This is a genomic window from Pacificispira spongiicola (assembly GCF_012926505.1).
Taxonomy (GTDB): Bacteria; Pseudomonadota; Alphaproteobacteria; order UBA8366; family Aestuariispiraceae; genus Pacificispira; species Pacificispira spongiicola.
Map to the genome: position 1 here is coordinate 446480 of NZ_JABBNT010000001.1, position 18791 is coordinate 465270.

Here is an 18791-nt window from a genome sequence, read left to right on the forward strand (position 1 = left end):
CGAAAAACTAAGGGTCAGCGATACCGGTCGTCGGTGGCGAGGAAGTTTTGAACATAAGCGGCCACGCCCTCTTCCAGCGACGTGCCCGGCGCCTTGTATCCCGCCGCCGCAATCCGCGTCATGCTCGCTTCCGTGAAATATTGGTAATGGCGGCGGATTTCTTCGGGCGTGTCGCGCCAATCGATCGCGACTTCCCGGTCCATCGCGGCGAAGGTCGCATTGGCGAGGTCCAGGAAACTGCGCGCCTTGCCCGACCCGCTGTTGAAGATGCCGGAGACATGCGGGTTGTCATAGAGCCACAGCATCATATCCACGACATCGCCGACCCAGACGAAATCGCGCATCTGGCCGCCGTCTTCGTAATCCGGGTGATGGGACCGGAACAGCGTCGCCCGGCCCGTATCGCGGATCATTTCGAACACCTGATGCGCGACCGACCGCATACCGCCCTTATGGTATTCGTTCGGGCCATAGACGTTGAAGAATTTCAGCCCCACCCATTGCAGGGGCGCCGCCCCCTGCGCCGCCAACCGAACGGCGTTCACGTCGAACAGCTTCTTCGACCAGCCATAGGGATTGAGCGGCCGCAACGCCGCCAGCGCCGCCGGGTCGTTGTCGTCATCGAACCCCTGATCGCCATTGCCGTAGGTCGCGGCGGAGGACGCGTAGATCAGGCGCGAGTCGTTTTCCGCGCACCAGTACCAAAGCGCCAGGGACAGATTGAAATTCGTTTCCAGGATCAGGTCGGTATCGGCCTCCGTCGTCGCGGAAATCGCGCCCATATGGAAGATGCAGTTCACCGACCCGCCGTTTTCCGCCAGCCAGTCCATCAGATTTTCCGGCTGGATGACGGCGGCGACGGGATGCTTGGCAAGGTTCTTCCATTTGTCCCCGGTGCCGAACCGGTCGCAGACGGCGACGGGACCCAATCCGCGGGCCGCCAGTTCCCCCACAAGGTAGGAGCCGATAAAGCCTGCACCGCCGGTAACCAAGATCATGCCAGTCCCTCACTGATTATCGCGCCCGTCACACGGTCACCCGTAAACCCGCTTTCGCCGCCGCCCCCTTTTCTAGACCCGGGATTGCGGCACCGCAACCGTTGCCCGGTCGCCTGTTCGGGACTATGTAAGGTGCATCGCACACGCTGTTAAGAGGGCAAGACCCATGCAGACGACTGGCAGACTTTTCGACGATATCGCCAAACTGACCGGCGGCGCCATGGGCGCGCTGGGCGGGGTGAAGCAGGAAGCGGAAGCCGCGATCCGTCAACGGCTGGAACGCATCCTGTCCGATATGGACCTTGTGCCGCGCGACGAATTCGACGCCATGGCCGATGTGGCCCGCGCCGCCCGCGAGGAACAGGAAGCCCTGACCAAGAAGGTCGCGGCCCTGGAAGCCCGCCTTGCCAAGCTGGAAAGCGCGCCCAAAGCCGCCCCTTCAAAAACTGGTACTGCAAAGGCTGCCGCCAAAACCGCGAAGGCAAAGACGGCCCCGACGAAGGACTAAATCCCCATGGCCGACACTCCGTTGAAACCGCTGACCGCGACGGATATCGCGCCGCGCCTGAAGCCGTCCAACTACCCGCCGGAATTTGCCGTGAAGGTGGAAGGCCGCATCAAACGGCAATTGGGCGACGCTTTCGGGCTGAAGAACTTCGGTGTGAATCTAACGGTACTCAAGCCCGGCGCCATGTCCGCCCTGCACCACCGCCACGGCGTTCAGGACGAATTCATCTATATCCTGTCCGGCCACCCGACCGTCGCGGTCGACGACCAGGAATACCGAATGGATCCCGGCATGGTCATGGGATTCCCGGCACAAGGTGCGGCCCACCACCTGCGCAACGATACGGACGAGGACGTCACCTATCTGGAAATCGGCGACCGCCTGCCCGGCGATTCCGGCGAATACCCGAACGACGACATCATGGCCGTGCGCGAAAACGACCAATGGGTCTTCAAGCACAAGGACGGCACGCCGTATTGACCGATCCTGCGCGCCCGTTCCAGTCGCCAGACGTCGAAGCCGCCTTCGACGCCTTCCCGGAACCGGCGCGCGGCACCCTCCTCGCCTTACGCGCATTGATCTTTGAGGTCGCGGCGGAAACGCCCGGCGTCGGCGCGATCGAGGAAACCCTGAAATGGGGGCAACCTGCCTATCTGACGCCAGAGACCAAATCCGGCACTACGATCCGACTGGGCATGCCGAAAACCGGCGGAGCGGCGCTCTACACCCACTGCCAGACCACCGTCATGTCGGATTTCCGCGCGCTCTTCCCCGGCGAGTTCACTTTCGACGGCAATCGGGCGGTTCTTTTCGATACGTCTGCAGATATTGAAAAACTGCGGATGCTCATCCGGCACGCGCTGACATACCATCGGCCCTTGCCCTGAGGATAAGAGAGAAAAGCTTGAAATCCATTCGTATCGAATGAGCTTTCTTTCAACCACAGGAGCAAATGAAACGGTGCTCATAACGAATAGCTGAGATACGGTTCAACAAGTCCGCACGGAACATCTACAATAAAATCTCGCTTGGCGGGTTCTCTGCTGTATCCTTCACCCAATGTCTTATCGCCATTGGATGCACGCACTTGCATTAGGAATAACGCTGGCACTGAGTGGCCCCGCGCTGGGGCAGGATTCCGTCAGCGAGCAAGAGCGACAAAGCGACCAACAAGAATCGTCCCAACAACCAGACGATAAGACCGCGCTTCACCCCCCAGAAGAAGCGCCCAACGTTGATGGGGCGTCGGGGCCAGTTAGGGGCACTGAACCTAGCAGCGCCTCACATGACGGCGAACCCAAGAGCGCTGAATATACCGAGGCGGAGCTGCCAAAGCGGGTAGTTGAAGACTTTCAGTTTTGGGGAGATAGCCCGGCGCAATGGGCCATGACGCTTGTAAGCGCAATTGCTACGATAATAAGCGGGGTGGCTGTGTATTTTCTGGTAAAGACCCTGGAGGCCACGCGAGACGCCGTTAGGCAAGCTGAACTCGCTACGGAGGCGGCGCGAGATGCCGTGGACGTGACGGAGAGAACCGCCAAGGCCCAACTCAGAGCCTACATAAGTCCCGAGAAGGTGTCTTTTTATGAACATCAGGAGGGGTGGCTGTTTGTAGGCGTGGTATTGAAGAATGTCGGACAGACGCCTGCCAATGACACGACTAGTAGAGTAAAGTGTGCAATTATCCCGACCCACGAAGTGTCTGACTACCGATTTCTTATCGACGATCCTCCACCACTTGGAACTATCGGGCCAAGCCAAGTCATAACCGCTCGTTTCATTCAGCCAGGCGGGAACGATTTTGCCGATCGTTTCGCGGAGATCGAGAACAACACCCATACTTTCGTTGTATGGGGGACCGCGCGATATGTGGACGCTTTTGGCGAAACCCAAACCACCAATTTCCGATACAAGTACTCGATCTTCAGCGACGACTTCACACCGCTAGAACAAGGCAACGATTCCACGTAGTGCAAGAACAGCCGCCTTAATCACGGCTTTCCCTTGTAGATGTGTCTGCCACCAAATGCTGTAACCACGCTCCCTCTTCCGTCGTGAGGGGGCATAGAGTGAGGAAAAGCGACCCACTCTATCTTGCCCTTCCCGATGAACCGTTGCATGTCTCTGGTCATTCAAGTCTGGGGAGTTTGCGATGGATCGCGCCGATATCGTTCATGACAATTTTCTGCGCCGGGTGGCGGCGGGCGATCTGCCCGTGCGGTCCGGTACCGTGTCGCTGGCAGACGCCGGGCTGACGCCGGAAGCGCTGGTCGAAATCTATCAGTCGCAGATCCTGTCGCGGAACCTGGACCGTATCTCCCGCAAGCTGCAGGCGCGGGGCGAAGGCTATTACACGATCGGATCGTCGGGGCATGAAGGGAATGCCGCCGTGGCCGCCGCGTTCCGGCCGACGGATATGGCCTTCCTGCATTATCGCGACGCGGCCTTCCAGATTCAGCGGTCCCGGCAGGTACCGGGTCAAACGCCGCTATGGGACATGTTGCTAAGCTTCACCACATCGACGGAAGACCCGATTTCCGGCGGGCGGCACAAGGTTCTGGGGTCCAAGGCGCTGTCCATCCCGCCGCAGACATCGACCATCGCATCCCACCTGCCCAAGGCGGTCGGCGCGGCCTATTCCATCGGCACGGCGAAACGGGTGAAACCGGAACATGCCACCCTGCCCGACGATGCGGTGATCGTGTGCAGCTTCGGCGACGCCTCGCTGAACCATTCGACGGCGCAAGGCGCGATCAACACGGCGGGCTGGACCTCCTATCAGGGCGTACCGCTGCCGCTGGTCTTCGTCTGTGAAGACAACGGGATCGGCATATCGACCAAGACCCCCGGCGGCTGGGTCGCGGCCAGCGTCGAACATCGTCCGGGCCTGCGATATTTCCGCTGCGACGGGCTGGACATCGCGGAGACCTACGCCGTCGCGAAACAGGCCGCCGACTGGTCCCGCACGCGCCGCAAGCCCGCCTTCCTGCATATGGGTTGCGTGCGGCTGTACGGTCACGCCGGGGCCGACGTCCAAACCGCCTATATCAGCAAGGAGGAGATCGAAACCGACGAGGCGCGCGATCCCCTGCTGTACACAGCGGGGACGCTGATCCGCGAGGGTATCCTGACGGCGGAGGAGGCACTGGGCCTCTATACCGACACGTCCGATCGGGTCGAGGCGGCGGCGGAAGAGGCGATCAAACGCCCGCGCCTGAAGACGGCCGATCAGGTGATGGCCAGCCTGATCCCGCCGAAGCGCGATTGCCGCCCGACCAACGGCCCGTCGGCGGACGCCCGCAACGCCTGTTTCGGGGAGGCCGATCTGCGCGCCCAGGAACAGCCGCAACACATGGCGAAGCTGATCAACATGGCGCTGACGGACCTGATGCTGACCCATCCGGAAATCGTCATGGCGGGGGAAGATATCGGCCCGAAGGGCGGCGTCTATGGCGTGACGCAGCGCCTGCACGACCGGTTCGGCCCGGCCCGCATGATCAACACGCTGCTGGACGAACAGTCGATCCTGGGTCTCGGCATCGGCATGGCCCATAACGGGTTGCTGCCCATCCCGGAAATCCAGTTCCTGGCCTATCTGCACAACGCGGAAGACCAGTTGCGCGGCGAAGCGGCGACGCTCAGCTTCTTTTCCGACGGGCAATACACCAATCCGATGATCGTGCGCATCGCCGGTCTGGGCTATCAGCGCGGCTTCGGCGGGCATTTCCACAACGACAATTCACTGGCCGTCCTGCGCGATATTCCGGGGTTGATCGTGGCCTGCCCGTCCAACGGCGCGGATGCGGTGCATATGCTGCGCGAATGCGTGCGGCTGGCGCGCGAAGAACAGCGCGTCATCGCCTTTGTCGAACCGATCGCCCTCTACATGACCCGCGACCTGCATGAAGCGAAGGACGGCGGCTGGACGCATATCTACCCGAAGCCGGGCGACGGCGGCATCGCCCTGGGCCAGATCGGCCAGCACGGCGATGGGCAAGACCTCGCCATCGTGACCTATGGCAACGGCTATTTCCTGTCGCGGCAGGCGGAACGCGATCTGACAGCGAAAGGTATCAAGACGCGGATCATCGACCTGCGCTGGCTGGCACCAGTGCCGGAAGAAGCGATTCTGGCGGCGACGAAGGGATGCAAGAATGTCCTGATCGTCGACGAATGCCGCATCACCGGGTCGCAGAGCGAGGGGTTGATGGCCCTGTTCACCGAAGCGGGCCGTTCCACTGTGGCGCGGGTCGCGGCGAAAGACAGCTTCATCGCCACCGGTCCGGCCTTCGGCGCGACCCTGCCCAGCAAAGACGGGATTGCAAAGGCCGCGATCAATCTGGTGACGGGAGGGGCTCGATGAGCAAGCAACGCGCACTGATCGTCTGTCCCGGACGCGGCACCTATAACAAGGACGAATTGGGCTATCTGGCCCGTTATCACGGGGCCCAGGCAAAATTCATTGCCGATCTGGACGCGGCGCGGTCCGCCCTGGGGCAGACGCCGGTTTCCGCCCTGGACGGCGCGGCGCGCTATTCGGTGGCGGATCATACGCGGGGCGACAATGCCTCCCCCCTGATCTATGCCTGCGCCTATTCCGATTTTCTGACCATCGACCGAAACCGCATCGAGCCGGTCGCCGTGACCGGTAATTCGATGGGCTGGTACATCGCGCTGGCCTGCGCCGGGGCGCTGGACGCGATGGGCGGCTTCACCGTCGTGAACACAATGGGCACGCTGATGCAGGAAGCCCTGATCGGCGGGCAGTTGATCTATCCTTTCGTCGATGAGAACTGGCGCGACATTCCGGGGAAGAAGGCGGACATCCTGTCCCTGACGGAGGAAATCGACGGGCTGTATCTGTCCATCGACCTGGGCGGCATGCTGGTCCTGGCCGGCACCGACAACGCCCTGGCGGCAGCGGAAAAGCGGCTGCCGGTGGTGCAGGAACGCTTCCCGATGCGGCTGGCCAATCACGCTGCCTTCCACACGCCGTTGCAGCAGCCGGTGGCGGAACGCGGTCAGGCGGCCCTGCCGCTGGCGCTGTTCCACTCCCCCGACCTGCCGTTGATCGACGGGCGCGGCCATGTCTGGTTCCCGAAAGCAACGGACAGTGCGGCCCTGCGCGACTATACGCTGGGCCACCAAGTCGTCGAACCCTACGATTTCACCGCGGCGGTGCGCAGCGGCCTGCGTGAATTCGCGCCGGATTTGGTGATCGTCCTCGGGCCGGGGCAGACGCTGGGCGGGGCCGTGGCGCAGACCATGATTGCCAATTCCTGGCGCGGGCAGACCTGCAAAGACGACTTCACCGCGTTGCAGAAGGCGGCCCCGTATCTAGTGTCTCTGGGCATGGACGGTCAGCGCGGATTGGCGATTCAGGCTTGAATTCGCCGCCCGCGCGGGCATACTCCCGCGCTTTCCCAAGACAGCCAGATCGGATCACATGGCTATCGTCAATTTCGGGTCGATCAATATCGACAAGGTCTATCGCGTTTCGCATTTTCCGGCTGCGGGTGAAACGCTGCTGGTCGACGGGTATTCGGTCGGCCTGGGCGGTAAAGGTGCAAACCAGTCCATCGCGATGGCCCGTGCGGGGGCCGACGTGCGACATATCGGGGCCATCGGCACCGACGGGTTATGGACCAAACAGCGGCTGTCGGACGAAGGCATCGACACGGACGGCATTGCGGTGCTGGAAAACGAAGCCACCGGCCATGCGGTGATTGAGGTCGACCCCAGCGCGGAAAACAAAATCCTGGTCCTGTCCGGCGCGAATGCCGCCCTAACCCAGGATCAGATCGACACGGCCGTCGGCGCGATGGGTGCCGACGACTGGCTGCTGTTCCAGAATGAAACCAATCTGACGGAAGCCATCGCCGCCGCCGGCAAGGCGAAGGGCGTGCGCATCGCCTATAGCGCCGCGCCGTTCATTGCCGACAAGGTCGTCCCGCTGTTGGATATGGTGGACATGATTTGCGTGAACCATCTGGAAGCCGCGACCCTGGCGGAAGGCTATGGCGGCGACATGGACGCGATCCCGGTTTCGCGTCTGTTGGTCACCTATGGCGCACGAGGCGCGGAATACCGTGACGATGGCCATGTCGAATTCGTCCCGTCCTTCAAAGTCGACGCCGTCGATACGACCGGGGCGGGCGACACCTTCCTGGGCAGTTTCCTGGCCGCGATCAGCAAGGACGCGCCGGGCCAGCATGCCTTGCTGCAAGCCTCCGCCGCCGCTGCGCTACAGGTGTCGCGGCATGGGGCGGCGGATGCCATTCCGACCGCCGACGACGTCCATAAATTCCTCTTCAGCCGGGCCTGAGAAACATGACCGAAAAAATCATCATCGACACGGATCCCGGCATCGACGACGCCATGGCGATCCACCTTGCCTTCGCCCATCCGGGGTTGGAGGTCGTCGCCCTGACCACGATCTTCGGGAATGTGCATACCGCAACGGCGACCCGCAATGCGCTGGTCCTGGCCGAAATGGCGCAGTATCCCTGCGCCGTCGCGCAGGGGGCGGACAAACCGCTGGTCCTGCCGCTGAACCCGCCCGCCGATTTCGTGCATGGCGCGGAAGGATTCGGCGACCTGCCCGCACGCACGCCGACGGGCAAACCCGATCCGCGCAGTGCCGCCGCCTATATCTGTGAAATGGCCGCCGCCCATCCCGGTGAAATCACCCTGTGTGCCGTCGGGCCGCTGACCAATCTTGCCCTGGCACTACGGCACGACCCCGCCGTGACGAAGAACCTGAAACGCGTCGTGATCATGGGTGGGGCCGTCGACGCGCCGGGCAACGTGTCCCCCTTCGCCGAGGCAAACATCATTAACGACCCCCACGCGGCGGAAGAAGTCTTCGCCGCCGACTGGCCGATCACGCTGGTCGGGTTGGACGTCACCATGCAGGTCCGTTGCACGCCCGACGATTTCGCGTCCATGCCGGGATCGTCCCCGACGATCGGTGGGTTCCTGAACGACGCGACGCAATTCTACTTCGACTTCCACCGCCGACAGCACGACCTGAATTGCTGTTTCATGCATGACCCGACGGCGGTGATCGCGGTCACCGACCCCGATGTCCTGACATGCGAATCCGTGCCGCTGTCCGTCATCTGCGAGGGGGAGAAGATCGGCCAGACCGTGCGCATCGACGATCCGGCGCGCCGCCCGGTCGATGTGGCCCTGGGTGTCGATATTGATCGCGTCCGATCGATTTTTATTGATACGATCAAATCGGCGGACGGAAGAGTGGCGGAGCGCACGGCGAAATGACCGATTTCAATCTGCTGACGATCGACTGTCAGGCATCGGACGCACCGCAGCGCCTTGTCCAATCCCTGCGCGATACGGGTTTCGCGGTTCTGACGAACCATCCGATTTCCGCCGGTGAAATCGCCGATGTTTATGCCGGTTGGGAGGCGTTTTTCGCGTCGGACGCCAAATTCGACTATCTGACGACACCGGAAACGCAGACCGGATATTTCCCCTTCAAATCGGAAAACGCCAAGGGCTATTCCAAGAAGGACTTGAAGGAATTCTTCCACGTCTATCCGCACGGTCCCGTCCCGGCGGATTTGGAAGCGATGACGCGGGACTTCTATGACAAGCTGGTCGCGTTGGGCCGCGCCATGCTGTCCTGGATCGAGGACAATTCTCCGGAAGACATCCGCGCCCTGTTTTCCGAACCCTTGCCGCAGATGCTGGACGGCAGTTCGATGAACCTGCTGCGCATTCTGCACTATCCGCCGCAAGACCCGGAAGACGCACATAGCGGCGCGGTCCGCGCGGCGGCGCATGAGGATATCAACCTGATCACCCTGCTCGTTTCCGGCAGCGCGCCTGGTCTGGAAGCCCGCGACGCTAAAGGCAACTGGCACGAAGTTCCCTGCGATACGGGCATGATCACGATGAATATCGGCGACATGCTGCAAAAAGCGTCGGGCGGTTACTATCCGTCGACGACCCACCGTGTGGTCAATCCGAAGGAAGGGCAGAATGTTTCGCGATATTCCATGCCCATGTTCCTGCATCCCCGCCCGGATGTCCGGTTGGATGCGGATTACACGGCGAATGATTACCTTCAGGAGCGTTTGCGCGAAATCGGCCTGAAGGGATAAGGTAACCGCAGTCTCTTTCGAACAGGGAGTTCCAAGCAATGAAAAATGTTTTCCGTGGCCTCGGCCTCGCCGCCGTCATGGCGATCGCCGGTGTTGCCAATGCCGCTGATTTCAAACCCGCCGTCGTCTATGACCTGGGCGGCAAGTTCGACAAATCCTTCAATGAAGGCGTCTATGAAGGGGTGAAGCGTTTCACCGAGGAAACCGGCGTCGAGGTGATGGAATTCGAAGTCACCAACGAAGCCCAGCGTCAGCAGGCCATGGAGCGCATGGTCAGCCGTGGCGCGACCATCCTGCTGGGCGTCGGTTTCGCCCAGGCCGACGCGATCGATGCGGTCGCCAAGGAAAACCCGGAGAAGCAATTCTCCATCATCGACGTGTTCTGGCTGGATCAGCCGAACCTGCGCCAGTATTCCTTCAAGGAACATGAAGGCAGCTATCTGGTCGGCGTCGCGGCGGCCATGGCGTCCGAAACCGGCACGGTCGGCTTCGTCGGCGGCATGGATATCCCGCTGATCCGCAAATTCGCCTGCGGCTATGTCCAGGGCGCGAAGGCCACGAAGCCCGACATCACCGTTCTGGAAAACATGACCGGTACGACCCCGTCGGCCTGGAACGATCCGGTGAAGGGCGGCGAACTGACCCAGGGTCAGATCGACCGTGGCGCGGACGTCGTCTATCACGCGGCGGGCGGCACCGGCATGGGCGTCATTCGCGCCGCCGCCGATGCGGGCAAACTGGCCATCGGTGTCGATTCCAACCAGAACTATCTGGCGCCGGGCAAGGTTCTGACCTCCATGGTCAAACGCGTCGACATCGCCGCCTATCAGACCTTCATGGATGCCTATAAGGGCAAGTTCACGCCGGGCGTACAGTCGCTGGGCCTCGCCGAAGGCGGCGTCGACTGGGCCGTGGACGACAACAACAAGGACCTGGTCGACGGGGCCATCGCCGATGCGGTGGACCAGGCCCGTGAGGACATCGTATCCGGCAAGGTCACTGTCCATAACTACGAAGACGATTCCAACTGCCCGTTTTAAGACGGCAGTTGGGACGACGGTTGGATTGAATTCGTGACCGGACAGGACACCCATCACGGTATGCGCGGCGGGGATGTTTCCCCGCCGCCTGCCGTTGAATTGCGCCGCATCAACAAAAGGTTCGGACGGGTTCACGCGAACCGCGATATCGACCTGACCATCGACGCGGGCACGATTACCGGCATTATCGGCGAGAACGGCGCGGGCAAGTCCACGCTGGTCAGCATCCTGTACGGTTTTTATTCCGCCGATAGCGGCGACATCCTGATCGACGGCACCCCCGTCGCGCTGACATCCACCGCCGACGCCATCCGCTGCGGCATCGGCATGGTACATCAGCATTTCATGCTGGTACCGACGATGAGTGTCCTGGACAATGTCATGCTGGGCCGCGAAGGCGGTTTCACCCTGACCGACGGCATATCCAAGACCCGCAAACGTCTGGCGCAGTTGAGCGAAGATTACGGCTTGGAGATCGACCCTGACGCCCTGGTCCAGGACCTGCCGGTCGGTTTGCAGCAACGCGTCGAAATCCTGAAGGCGCTGCTACGCGGCGCGCGTATTCTGATCCTGGACGAACCGACGGGCGTCCTCACCCCGCAGGAAGCGGACCGCCTGTTCGAAATTCTGCGGATGCTGAAACAAGACGGCGTCACGATCCTGCTGATCACGCATAAACTGCGCGAAATCATGGCCATCACCGACGACGTCAACGTCATGCGCCACGGTCAGATGGTCGCCCACCGCAAGACGAAGGACACGAACCGCGAGGATTTGGCGCGCCTGATGGTCGGGCGCGACGTCCTGTTCACCGCGAAATACCATGAAAAGGAACCCGGCGCGCCGATCCTGGAAATCGACGCGCTGACCCATCACGACAGTCGCGGCAGTACCGTCCTGTCCGATATTTCCTTCACCCTGCGGGCGGGGGAAATCTTGGGCATCGCCGGGGTGTCCGGAAACGGCCAATCCCAGCTTCTCGATGTCCTGTCCGGGATCGAACCGGTACAGGAAGGCACAATCCGGGTCGCCGGGGAAGTGATCGACAGCCGCAACCGCCGCGACCCGACGGCCCTGCGTCAGGTCGGTGTCGCGCATATCCCGGAAGACCGCCATCACCGCGGCCTCGTCCTGCCGTTCAGCGCGGCGGAAAGTTCGATCCTGGGCTATCACCTGACCGACGTGGCCGGGTCGGGCCTGTTCCTGGACCTGCAGAAGATCGAGGCGCGCTGCGCCGATCTCATGCAACGCTATGACGTGCGCCCGCCAGACCCGCAATGGCGCAGCGGCGGCTTTTCCGGCGGCAACCAACAGAAAATCGTCGTCGCCCGCGAAATCGCCGCGTCGCCGCAAGTCCTGCTGGTCGGTCAGCCGACGCGCGGCGTCGATATCGGCGCGATCGAATTCATCCACAAGGAATTGCTGGCCGCCCGCGACCGGGGCTGCGCGATCCTGCTGGTCTCCGTCGAACTGGACGAGATCATGGCCCTGTCCGACCGCATCCTGGTGATGAACGCCGGACGCATCGTCGGCGAAACCGCCCATGGCGAGGCGGACCCGAACCGCATCGGCCTGATGATGGCGGGTATCGACCCGAACAACGCGCGGGACATCACCGTCCAAGAAACCGGCGCAGCATGATTACGAAGATACGATGAGCAGCACGCCCCCCCTTCCCCGCTGGGCCGATATCGGCCTGTTGCCGGTCCTGAACCTGATGATTGCGATGGTCGTTTCCGGCCTCGTCATCGCGGCGATCGGCGAAAACCCGTTCGACGCCGTCGCCGTCATGGTGAAGGGCGCGTTCTTCTATGACGGCAGCCTGGGCTACACGCTGTATTATACGACGAATTTCATCTTCACCGGATTGGCCGTCGCGGTCGCCTATCACGCGATGCTGTTCAATATCGGTGGGGAGGGGCAGGCCTATATCGGCGGGCTGGGCGCGGGGCTGGTCTGTCTGGCGCTGGATCAGGTCATGCCCGGCTTCGTCACCATCCCGCTGGCCATCGCCGCCGCCGCCGTCTTCGGCGCGGCCTGGGCCTTGATCCCCGCCTATCTGCAAGCCTACCGCGGCAGTCATATCGTCATCACGACGATCATGTTCAATTTCATCGCGGCGGGGGTGATGGTGTCGCTCTTGGGCGGGGTGCTGATGCAGCCGGGGCAAAGTTCCCCCGCGTCGCGGACTTTCGAACCGTCTTCCTTCATCCCCTTCATCCATGAAATTCTGAACGGGATCGGCATCGAGGCGGCGCGCACACCGCTCAATCTAAGCTTCGTCCTCGCGCTCGCCGCCTGCGTTTTCGTCTGGGTGCTGATCTGGCGGTCACGCTTCGGCTACAGCCTGCGCACCCTGGGACAGAGCGAACCGGCGGCGGCCTATGCCGGGATTCCGGTCGGAAAGACCATCGTCGTCACCATGCTGATATCCGGCGCGCTGGCCGGAATGATGGGCGTGAACGAAGTCGTCGGCGTGAACCACCGGCTGGTTCTGAATTTCACCGCCGGATACGGTTTCACCGGGATCGCCGTCGCCCTGATGGGCCGCAATCATCCGGTCGGGATCGTGCTGGCGAGCCTTCTATTCGGCGCATTGTATCAAGGCGGGGCGGAATTGGATTTCGAATTCCAGACGATTACGCGCGAAATGGTCCTCTTGATCCAGGGGCTGATCATCCTGTTTTCCGGGGCGCTGTCCTACATGCTGAATCCGCCGCTGGCGCGGCTCTTCGCCCGGTTGAGCGTCGGTCCCCGTCGGGAGGTCCAGGCATGAACGAAGTCCTCCTGCCCTTTATCCTGACGCTGGACGCGACGCTGCGCCTCGCCACGCCGCTGATCCTGTGCGCCATGGCCGGATTGTTGTCCGAACGGTCCGGGATCATCGATATCTCGCTGGAAGGCAAGCTGCTGTCCGGGGCCTTTGCGGCCGCCGCCGTCTCCACCGTCACCGGCAATGTCTATATGGGATTGGGCATGGCGATCGTGGTGTCCGTTGCCATGGCGCTGATCCACGGCTTTGCCTGCATCACCCATCGCGGCAACCAGATCATCAGCGGCCTTGCCGTGAATATCCTGGCATCCGGACTGACGGTGACGATCGGTTTCGCCGCCTTCCGTCAGGGCGGCCAGACCCCGCCTCTGTCGGCGGATGAACGCTTCGGCCCGATCATCCTGCCCTTCGCGGACGCCCTGCGCGACGTGCCGCTGATCGGCCTGCTGTATTCCGAATTGCTCAGCGGGCATAAGCTGATCGTCTATATCGCCCTGATCAGCGTTCCCTTGGTCGCCTGGCTGTTGTTCAAGACGCGGTTCGGCCTGCGCCTGCGCGCGGTGGGCGAAGTGCCGGAAGCGGTCGACAGCGCCGGGATTTCCGTCACCTGGCTGCGGTATCGCGCGATCATCCTGGCAGGCATTCTCTGCGGTATCGCCGGGGCCTATCTGTCGACGGCCCATGGCGCGGGCTTCGTGCGGGAAATGAGCGCCGGCAAGGGCTATATCGCCCTGGCGGCAATGATTTTCGGGAAGTGGCGGCCCTGGTCGGCGATGGGCGCCTGCCTGCTGTTCGGCTTCCTGGAGGCCGCATCGTCGCGCATGCAGGGCGTGGAATTGCCGCTGATCGGACAGACGCCGGTGGATCTGATCCTGATCCTGCCCTACATCCTGACCGTCGTCCTTCTGGCGGGGTTCTTCGGACGCGCCGTGCCGCCGAAGGCGATCGGCGAACCTTACGTGAAGGAACATTGAGATGTCGGCAAAGGACACTCTGGTCGCGGCGGCGGTCGCTATCCAATCGAAAGCCTACGCTCCCTATTCGAAATTCACCGTCGGCGCGGCCATCCTGGACGAAAACGGGACGATTCATACCGGCGTGAATGTGGAAAACGCCGCCTATCCGGTCGGCAGCTGCGCCGAAGCGGGGGCGATTTCCGCCATGGTCGCCGCCGGCGGCCACCGCATCAAGGCGATTGCGGTATCCGGCGGGAACGGTACGGCGGACGAGCCCCTGTGCACGCCATGCGGAGGGTGCCGCCAGCGTATCCGCGAATTCGCGGAACCGGCGACACCCATCCACATTTGCGGCCCCAACGGCCTGCGCAAGACATTCACGCTGGGCGAATTGCTGCCCGAAAGCTTCGGGCCGGAAAACCTTTAAGCCGCCTGTTTCAGCGTGTCGTTGGCGACGGAGTCTTCCACAAGCCCCTTATGCAGGGCCTTGATCGCCGCATCGTGGTCTTCCTGATTGACGACGATCTGCAAGTCTACCTTGCGCATCAGATCATGGATGGCCAGCGGTTCGACCCCGGCCTCCTCCAACGCCTGAAGCGCGGCGACCAGCATCCCCGGCTTGGCGATATTCCGGCCGATGGCGGAAACCAGCGCGACCGTCCGCGTCGAAATCCGCGCACCCGGAAATTCGCTGCCCAGATCGCGTTCCACGCGGCGCACCGCCTTGGGCGAACCATGCAGATAGTGCGTGATCGTATTCGCGTTGGACGATTTCGCCATGATGTGGACGCGGTGCCGCTTCAGGCTGCTGAGGATCGCGGCGTCGTAACCCTTGACCCCGACCATGTCGGGTTCATACACCTCCAGAGCATAAACCGTCTTGCGGCCCGCCACGATTTCGACGCCCGGTTCGGCGGCATCGGCATCTTCCCGGATCGCCGCGCCCGGATCCGCAGGTTCGAAGGCATTGCGGACGCGCAGCGGAATGCCGCTCTGCCGCAGGCCCTTGGCCGCGCTGGGATGGATTGCCTCCATCCCGATATTGGACAGCTGATCGGCCACATCGTAATTCGTCGTGCGGATTGTGCGGACCTTATCCGCCCCGACCAGTTTCGGATCGGCGGAAGACAGATTGAATTCCTTGTGGATGATGGCTTCCGCCGCACCTGTCCGAACCGCGACCTTGGACATGGTCACTTCGGTATAGCCGCGGTCGTAGCTGCGGACCAGCGACTCCCGGCAGCGGCAGTACCCTGTCACGATCGGCAGTTCGGTTTCGAGATCGACCGACGCGAAGGCTTGATCCACCGCCGTATTGAAATCCGGCAGATCCTCATCCTGACGCCAGCCCGTCAGATCGACGAAGCGGGCGCGAATGCCATTTTCCCGCAACAGCAAGGCCGTATTGTGGGCGGAATGGGCTTCCCCAAGGGAGGCCAACATCTCGCGCACGGTCATCAGGTGATCGCGGATTTGGAAGTGACCCGACGCGCAGAGGCGTTGCAGGTCGATGAGGCAATCGCGAACACCGTCCACGCGTTCCTTCACGAAGTTGTCCGCGACGGTGCGCGCCGTGCCGTCGCCGAAGATTTCGGCGTTCACGGCGAACATCTTGGACCGCGCCTCGCTCAACGCATCGCCCCAAGCCCAGTCGCTTTCGCTATCGGCATAAAGGGCATAGACGCCGGATTCACCGGTCTTCTTATGCTCCAGCAAGGCGTCCGTAATTCCGGCATAGGCGGAAACCACGAAAATGCGGTTGTAGAGATCGGACCCGGACCGGCCCGCGATCAGGACATTGTCCAACATCGTGTCGGTGCGGGCGATCGACGTACCGCCGATCTTTTCAACAGTGTGCTGTGCCATAACGGTCCTCTTAAGCGGCCTCGTCGGCCGGTGCGTAAGACCCGTCGGCGCGATGGACTTCCTGTCCGGTCACCGGCGGGTTGAAACAACAAGCCAGGACCAGCTCCGTCCCGCCGCTCAGAATATGGCGGTCATGCTTGTCCAGCGCGTACATCGTGCCCGGTTCGATCTTGTGAACCTCGCCGGTCGCCAGGTCCTCGATCGACCCGGTGCCGGAAATGCAATAGACGCTTTCGAAGTGATGCTTGTATTCGAAGGTCAGACTCGCGCCCGCCTGGATCGTCGTGATGTGGAAGCTGAACCCCATCCCGTCATCGGCCAGCAGAAGCCGGACGCTTTCCCAGCCGTCGGCGGAAACGCGGCGGTCGGTCTGTTTCGCATCGTTGAAGTTGCGCACGATCATTGTCTTTTTCCTTCTTCTTCGGTTAAGCGGCTTTAGCCGTTTGTTTGGTAAGAACACGGTCGAACGCCTCCTCGAGGATATCCAGGCCGCGTTCGAATTGATCGCGGGGGATGGTCAGCGGTGCGAGGACCTTGACGATCTCGTCTTCCGGACCGGAGGTTTCGATGATCAGCCCCTGTTCGAAACACGATTTGCAGATCGCCGCCGCCAGATCGCCGTCGCCGGTATTGATGCCGCGGAACATGCCGCGCCCGCGCAGGCTGAAGCCGTAGCGGTCGGCAATCGCCGACAGACGATTGTGCAGCAGATCGCCCTTGTCCTGCACCTCACCCATGAAGGCGGAGGTTGCCCAGAACTTCTCCAACGCTTCACGCGCCGTGACGAAGGCATGGTTGTTGCCGCGGAACGTCCCGTTGTGTTCCGCCGGACCCCAGATGTCGTATTCCGGCTTCATCATCACCAGGGCGAAGGGCAGGCCCATGCCGGACAGCGATTTCGCGAGCGTCACGATATCCGGTTCGATCCCCATGGTTTCGAAGGAAAAGAACGTCCCGGTGCGTCCGCACCCGGCCTGAATATCGTCGACGATCAGCAAGGCACCGTGCTTTTTCGCCAAGGCGGCAATGGCACGCAGCCATTCCGGCGACGCGGCGTTCAGCCCGCCTTCGCCCTGCACCGTTTCGACGATGAAGGCCGCCGGGGCGTCGATGCCGCTGGACGGATCGTCCAACTGTTTGGCGATCATCGCCGCCGTGTCGATGTCCGGCCCGTAATAGCCGTCGTAAGGCATGCGCGTCACGCCGGACAGCGGCATCCCGCTGCCGCCGCGATGATATCCGTTGCCGGTCGCGGCCAGCGCCCCATTGGTCACGCCATGAAAGCCGTTGGTGAAGGCAATGACATTGTGACGGCCGGTCACCTTGCGCGCCAATTTCATCGCGGCTTCGACCGCATTGGCGCCGGTCGGGCCGGTAAACTGCAGGCGATAGTCCATACCGCGCGGTTTCAGAACGATATCCCGGAAAGATTCCAGGAAGGCCCGTTTCGCGCCGGTGAACATGTCCAGACCATGGGCCACGCCGTCGGCGGACAGATAGTCGATCAGGGCCTGTTTCATGTCCGGGTCGTTATGCCCGTAATTCAGGGACGAGCACCCGGCCAGGAAATCGGTGTATTCGGTGCCGTCCTCCGCGATCAGGGTCGCGTTGCGGGCGGCGGTGAAAACCGTCGGGAAGGAGCGGCAATAACTGCGGCTTTCCGATTCGACGGTGTCAAAGATGGTAGTCGGGGAAGTCATGTTCTTCTCCGTTCGTTGAGATCGATTGTGGTGGAGGCTGCGCCGGTTTATGCGGCCTGCCGGATAACCGCGCGCTGTAGCGGCGCGATGGTGACCAAGTATTCGGTCGGTGCCTCGCCGTCGAAGTGACGGTCTTTCTCGAAATGCGCGTCGTAGCTCAGGTCCGCGTCATAGCGGTCGGCGACGGAGCGGAACAAAGCCCAGGACGCGTCATTGGACCGTGTGATCGTGCTCTGCACGCGAATCACGTCCTTATTCCACGGGCGCTCCAGCACCCAGCGGATCATACGTCCGGCCACGCCCTTGCCCCGCATCGACGGATGCACGGCAACCTGCCAGACAAACAGCGTATTCGGCGACTTCGGCGGGCGATACCCGGACATCCAGCCCACAAGGCGGCCTTCATGCCGCGCGACGACGCAGGTATCCGCGAAATGCGAGCACTGCAACAGGTTGCAGTACATCGAATTGTCGTCCAGCGCGTTGATGTCCTGGACCAAGGCCCAGACATCCGAACCGTCGTCGACCGACGGTTTGTCGAATTGGATATCGGTATCGGGTTTCACCGACACGTCTTCAATCAGCCCATCGCGGGGCATAACAATCTCCTCCACTGTTTGATTTGGTCGTAAAAGTAATTTTATTCCCCGAAATTGCAAGACCAAAGTTTGTGGATTGGAAAACCCGCCATTTATCGCCGTTTTCTGGGCCCTCCGCGCTCATAGATTTGTTTGGTCATCAAAGTTTATTGGAATTGTAAAGTTAGATATGGAAAGCAAATGAATTGGCGAAAATGCGGGATTCTTCTAATCTACAGCGGCAGA

The 18791-nt window shown here is 61.9% G+C and carries 20 protein-coding genes; 15 read left to right on the forward strand and 5 right to left on the reverse strand.

Annotated elements, in window-relative coordinates; all coding sequences use genetic code 11:
- Nucleotides 1-14: 14 nt before the first annotated feature.
- Nucleotides 15-998 carry an ADP-glyceromanno-heptose 6-epimerase gene (gene rfaD / locus HH303_RS02125; RefSeq protein ID WP_169623549.1) on the reverse strand — a complete coding sequence of 328 codons (984 nt, stop codon included), beginning with the start codon at nt 996-998 and terminating at the stop codon, nt 15-17.
- A gap of 166 nt (nt 999-1164) precedes the next feature.
- On the opposite strand from rfaD, the gene HH303_RS02130 reads away from it, so the two are divergent.
- From HH303_RS02130 to cdd, 15 genes are all read left to right on the forward strand, one after another.
- Nucleotides 1165-1506 (forward strand): accessory factor UbiK family protein, encoded by a 342-nt coding sequence (locus tag HH303_RS02130; protein ID WP_169623550.1) that lies wholly within the window; start codon nt 1165-1167, stop codon nt 1504-1506.
- 6 nt (nt 1507-1512) lie between these two features.
- On the forward strand, nt 1513-1986 hold the full coding sequence (locus HH303_RS02135; RefSeq protein ID WP_169623551.1) for a cupin domain-containing protein: 474 nt from the start codon (nt 1513-1515) through the stop codon (nt 1984-1986).
- On the forward strand, nt 1983-2393 hold the full coding sequence (locus HH303_RS02140) for a DUF1801 domain-containing protein (RefSeq protein ID WP_227421470.1): 411 nt from the start codon (nt 1983-1985) through the stop codon (nt 2391-2393). The genes HH303_RS02135 and HH303_RS02140 overlap by 4 nt, the downstream gene beginning before the upstream one ends.
- A 95-nt stretch (nt 2394-2488) precedes the next feature.
- Nucleotides 2489-2602 (forward strand): DUF6471 domain-containing protein, encoded by a 114-nt coding sequence (locus tag HH303_RS20345; RefSeq protein ID WP_406610860.1) that lies wholly within the window; start codon nt 2489-2491, stop codon nt 2600-2602.
- Between the two features lie 290 nt (nt 2603-2892).
- Nucleotides 2893-3477: a hypothetical protein gene (locus tag HH303_RS02145; RefSeq protein ID WP_169623553.1), complete on the forward strand. Its 585-nt coding sequence runs from the start codon at nt 2893-2895 to the stop codon at nt 3475-3477.
- 181 nt (nt 3478-3658) lie between these two features.
- Nucleotides 3659-5869, forward strand: a complete 2211-nt coding sequence (locus HH303_RS02150) for a dehydrogenase E1 component subunit alpha/beta (protein ID WP_169623554.1) — start codon at nt 3659-3661, stop codon at nt 5867-5869.
- The gene (locus HH303_RS02155; protein WP_169623555.1) at nt 5866-6894 is read left to right on the forward strand and encodes an ACP S-malonyltransferase; all 1029 of its coding nucleotides are present in this window, start codon (nt 5866-5868) and stop codon (nt 6892-6894) included. Before HH303_RS02150 ends, HH303_RS02155 begins: the two co-directional genes overlap by 4 nt.
- A 58-nt stretch (nt 6895-6952) precedes the next feature.
- Complete coding sequence (locus HH303_RS02160) at nt 6953-7831, forward strand: ribokinase (RefSeq protein ID WP_169623556.1); 879 nt, start codon at nt 6953-6955, stop codon at nt 7829-7831.
- A gap of 5 nt (nt 7832-7836) precedes the next feature.
- Nucleotides 7837-8787, forward strand: a complete 951-nt coding sequence (locus tag HH303_RS02165) for a nucleoside hydrolase (RefSeq protein ID WP_169623557.1) — start codon at nt 7837-7839, stop codon at nt 8785-8787.
- On the forward strand, nt 8784-9632 hold the full coding sequence (locus tag HH303_RS02170) for an isopenicillin N synthase family dioxygenase (protein WP_169623558.1): 849 nt from the start codon (nt 8784-8786) through the stop codon (nt 9630-9632). Before HH303_RS02165 ends, HH303_RS02170 begins: the two co-directional genes overlap by 4 nt.
- Nucleotides 9633-9670: 38 nt before the next feature.
- Complete coding sequence (locus HH303_RS02175; protein WP_169623559.1) at nt 9671-10672, forward strand: BMP family lipoprotein; 1002 nt, start codon at nt 9671-9673, stop codon at nt 10670-10672.
- A 33-nt stretch (nt 10673-10705) separates the two neighbouring features.
- The gene (locus tag HH303_RS02180; RefSeq protein WP_319637282.1) at nt 10706-12313 is read left to right on the forward strand and encodes an ABC transporter ATP-binding protein; all 1608 of its coding nucleotides are present in this window, start codon (nt 10706-10708) and stop codon (nt 12311-12313) included.
- Between the two features lie 13 nt (nt 12314-12326).
- A complete protein-coding gene (locus tag HH303_RS02185; RefSeq protein ID WP_169623560.1) occupies nt 12327-13448 on the forward strand; it encodes an ABC transporter permease in 1122 nt (373 codons plus the stop codon).
- The gene (locus tag HH303_RS02190; protein ID WP_169623561.1) at nt 13445-14419 is read left to right on the forward strand and encodes an ABC transporter permease; all 975 of its coding nucleotides are present in this window, start codon (nt 13445-13447) and stop codon (nt 14417-14419) included. The genes HH303_RS02185 and HH303_RS02190 overlap by 4 nt, the downstream gene beginning before the upstream one ends.
- Nucleotide 14420: 1 nt before the next feature.
- Nucleotides 14421-14828, forward strand: coding sequence for a cytidine deaminase (gene cdd, locus HH303_RS02195; protein WP_169623562.1), 408 nt, complete (start codon nt 14421-14423; stop codon nt 14826-14828).
- Here cdd and HH303_RS02200 read toward each other — a convergent pair.
- Genes HH303_RS02200 through ectA form a run of 4 tightly spaced genes read right to left on the reverse strand, consistent with a single transcriptional unit; the run spans nt 14825 to nt 18566 of the window.
- Entirely contained in the window at nt 14825-16267 is a 1443-nt protein-coding gene (locus HH303_RS02200) for an aspartate kinase (RefSeq protein ID WP_169623563.1), read from the reverse strand. The genes cdd and HH303_RS02200 overlap by 4 nt on opposite strands.
- Nucleotides 16268-16277: 10 nt before the next feature.
- A complete protein-coding gene (locus HH303_RS02205) occupies nt 16278-16670 on the reverse strand; it encodes an ectoine synthase (RefSeq protein ID WP_169623564.1) in 393 nt (130 codons plus the stop codon).
- Between the two features lie 22 nt (nt 16671-16692).
- Entirely contained in the window at nt 16693-17967 is a 1275-nt protein-coding gene (gene ectB, locus HH303_RS02210) for a diaminobutyrate--2-oxoglutarate transaminase (protein WP_169623565.1), read from the reverse strand.
- A 47-nt stretch (nt 17968-18014) separates the two neighbouring features.
- On the reverse strand, nt 18015-18566 hold the full coding sequence (gene ectA, locus HH303_RS02215; protein WP_169623566.1) for a diaminobutyrate acetyltransferase: 552 nt from the start codon (nt 18564-18566) through the stop codon (nt 18015-18017).
- Nucleotides 18567-18791 lie beyond the last annotated feature (225 nt).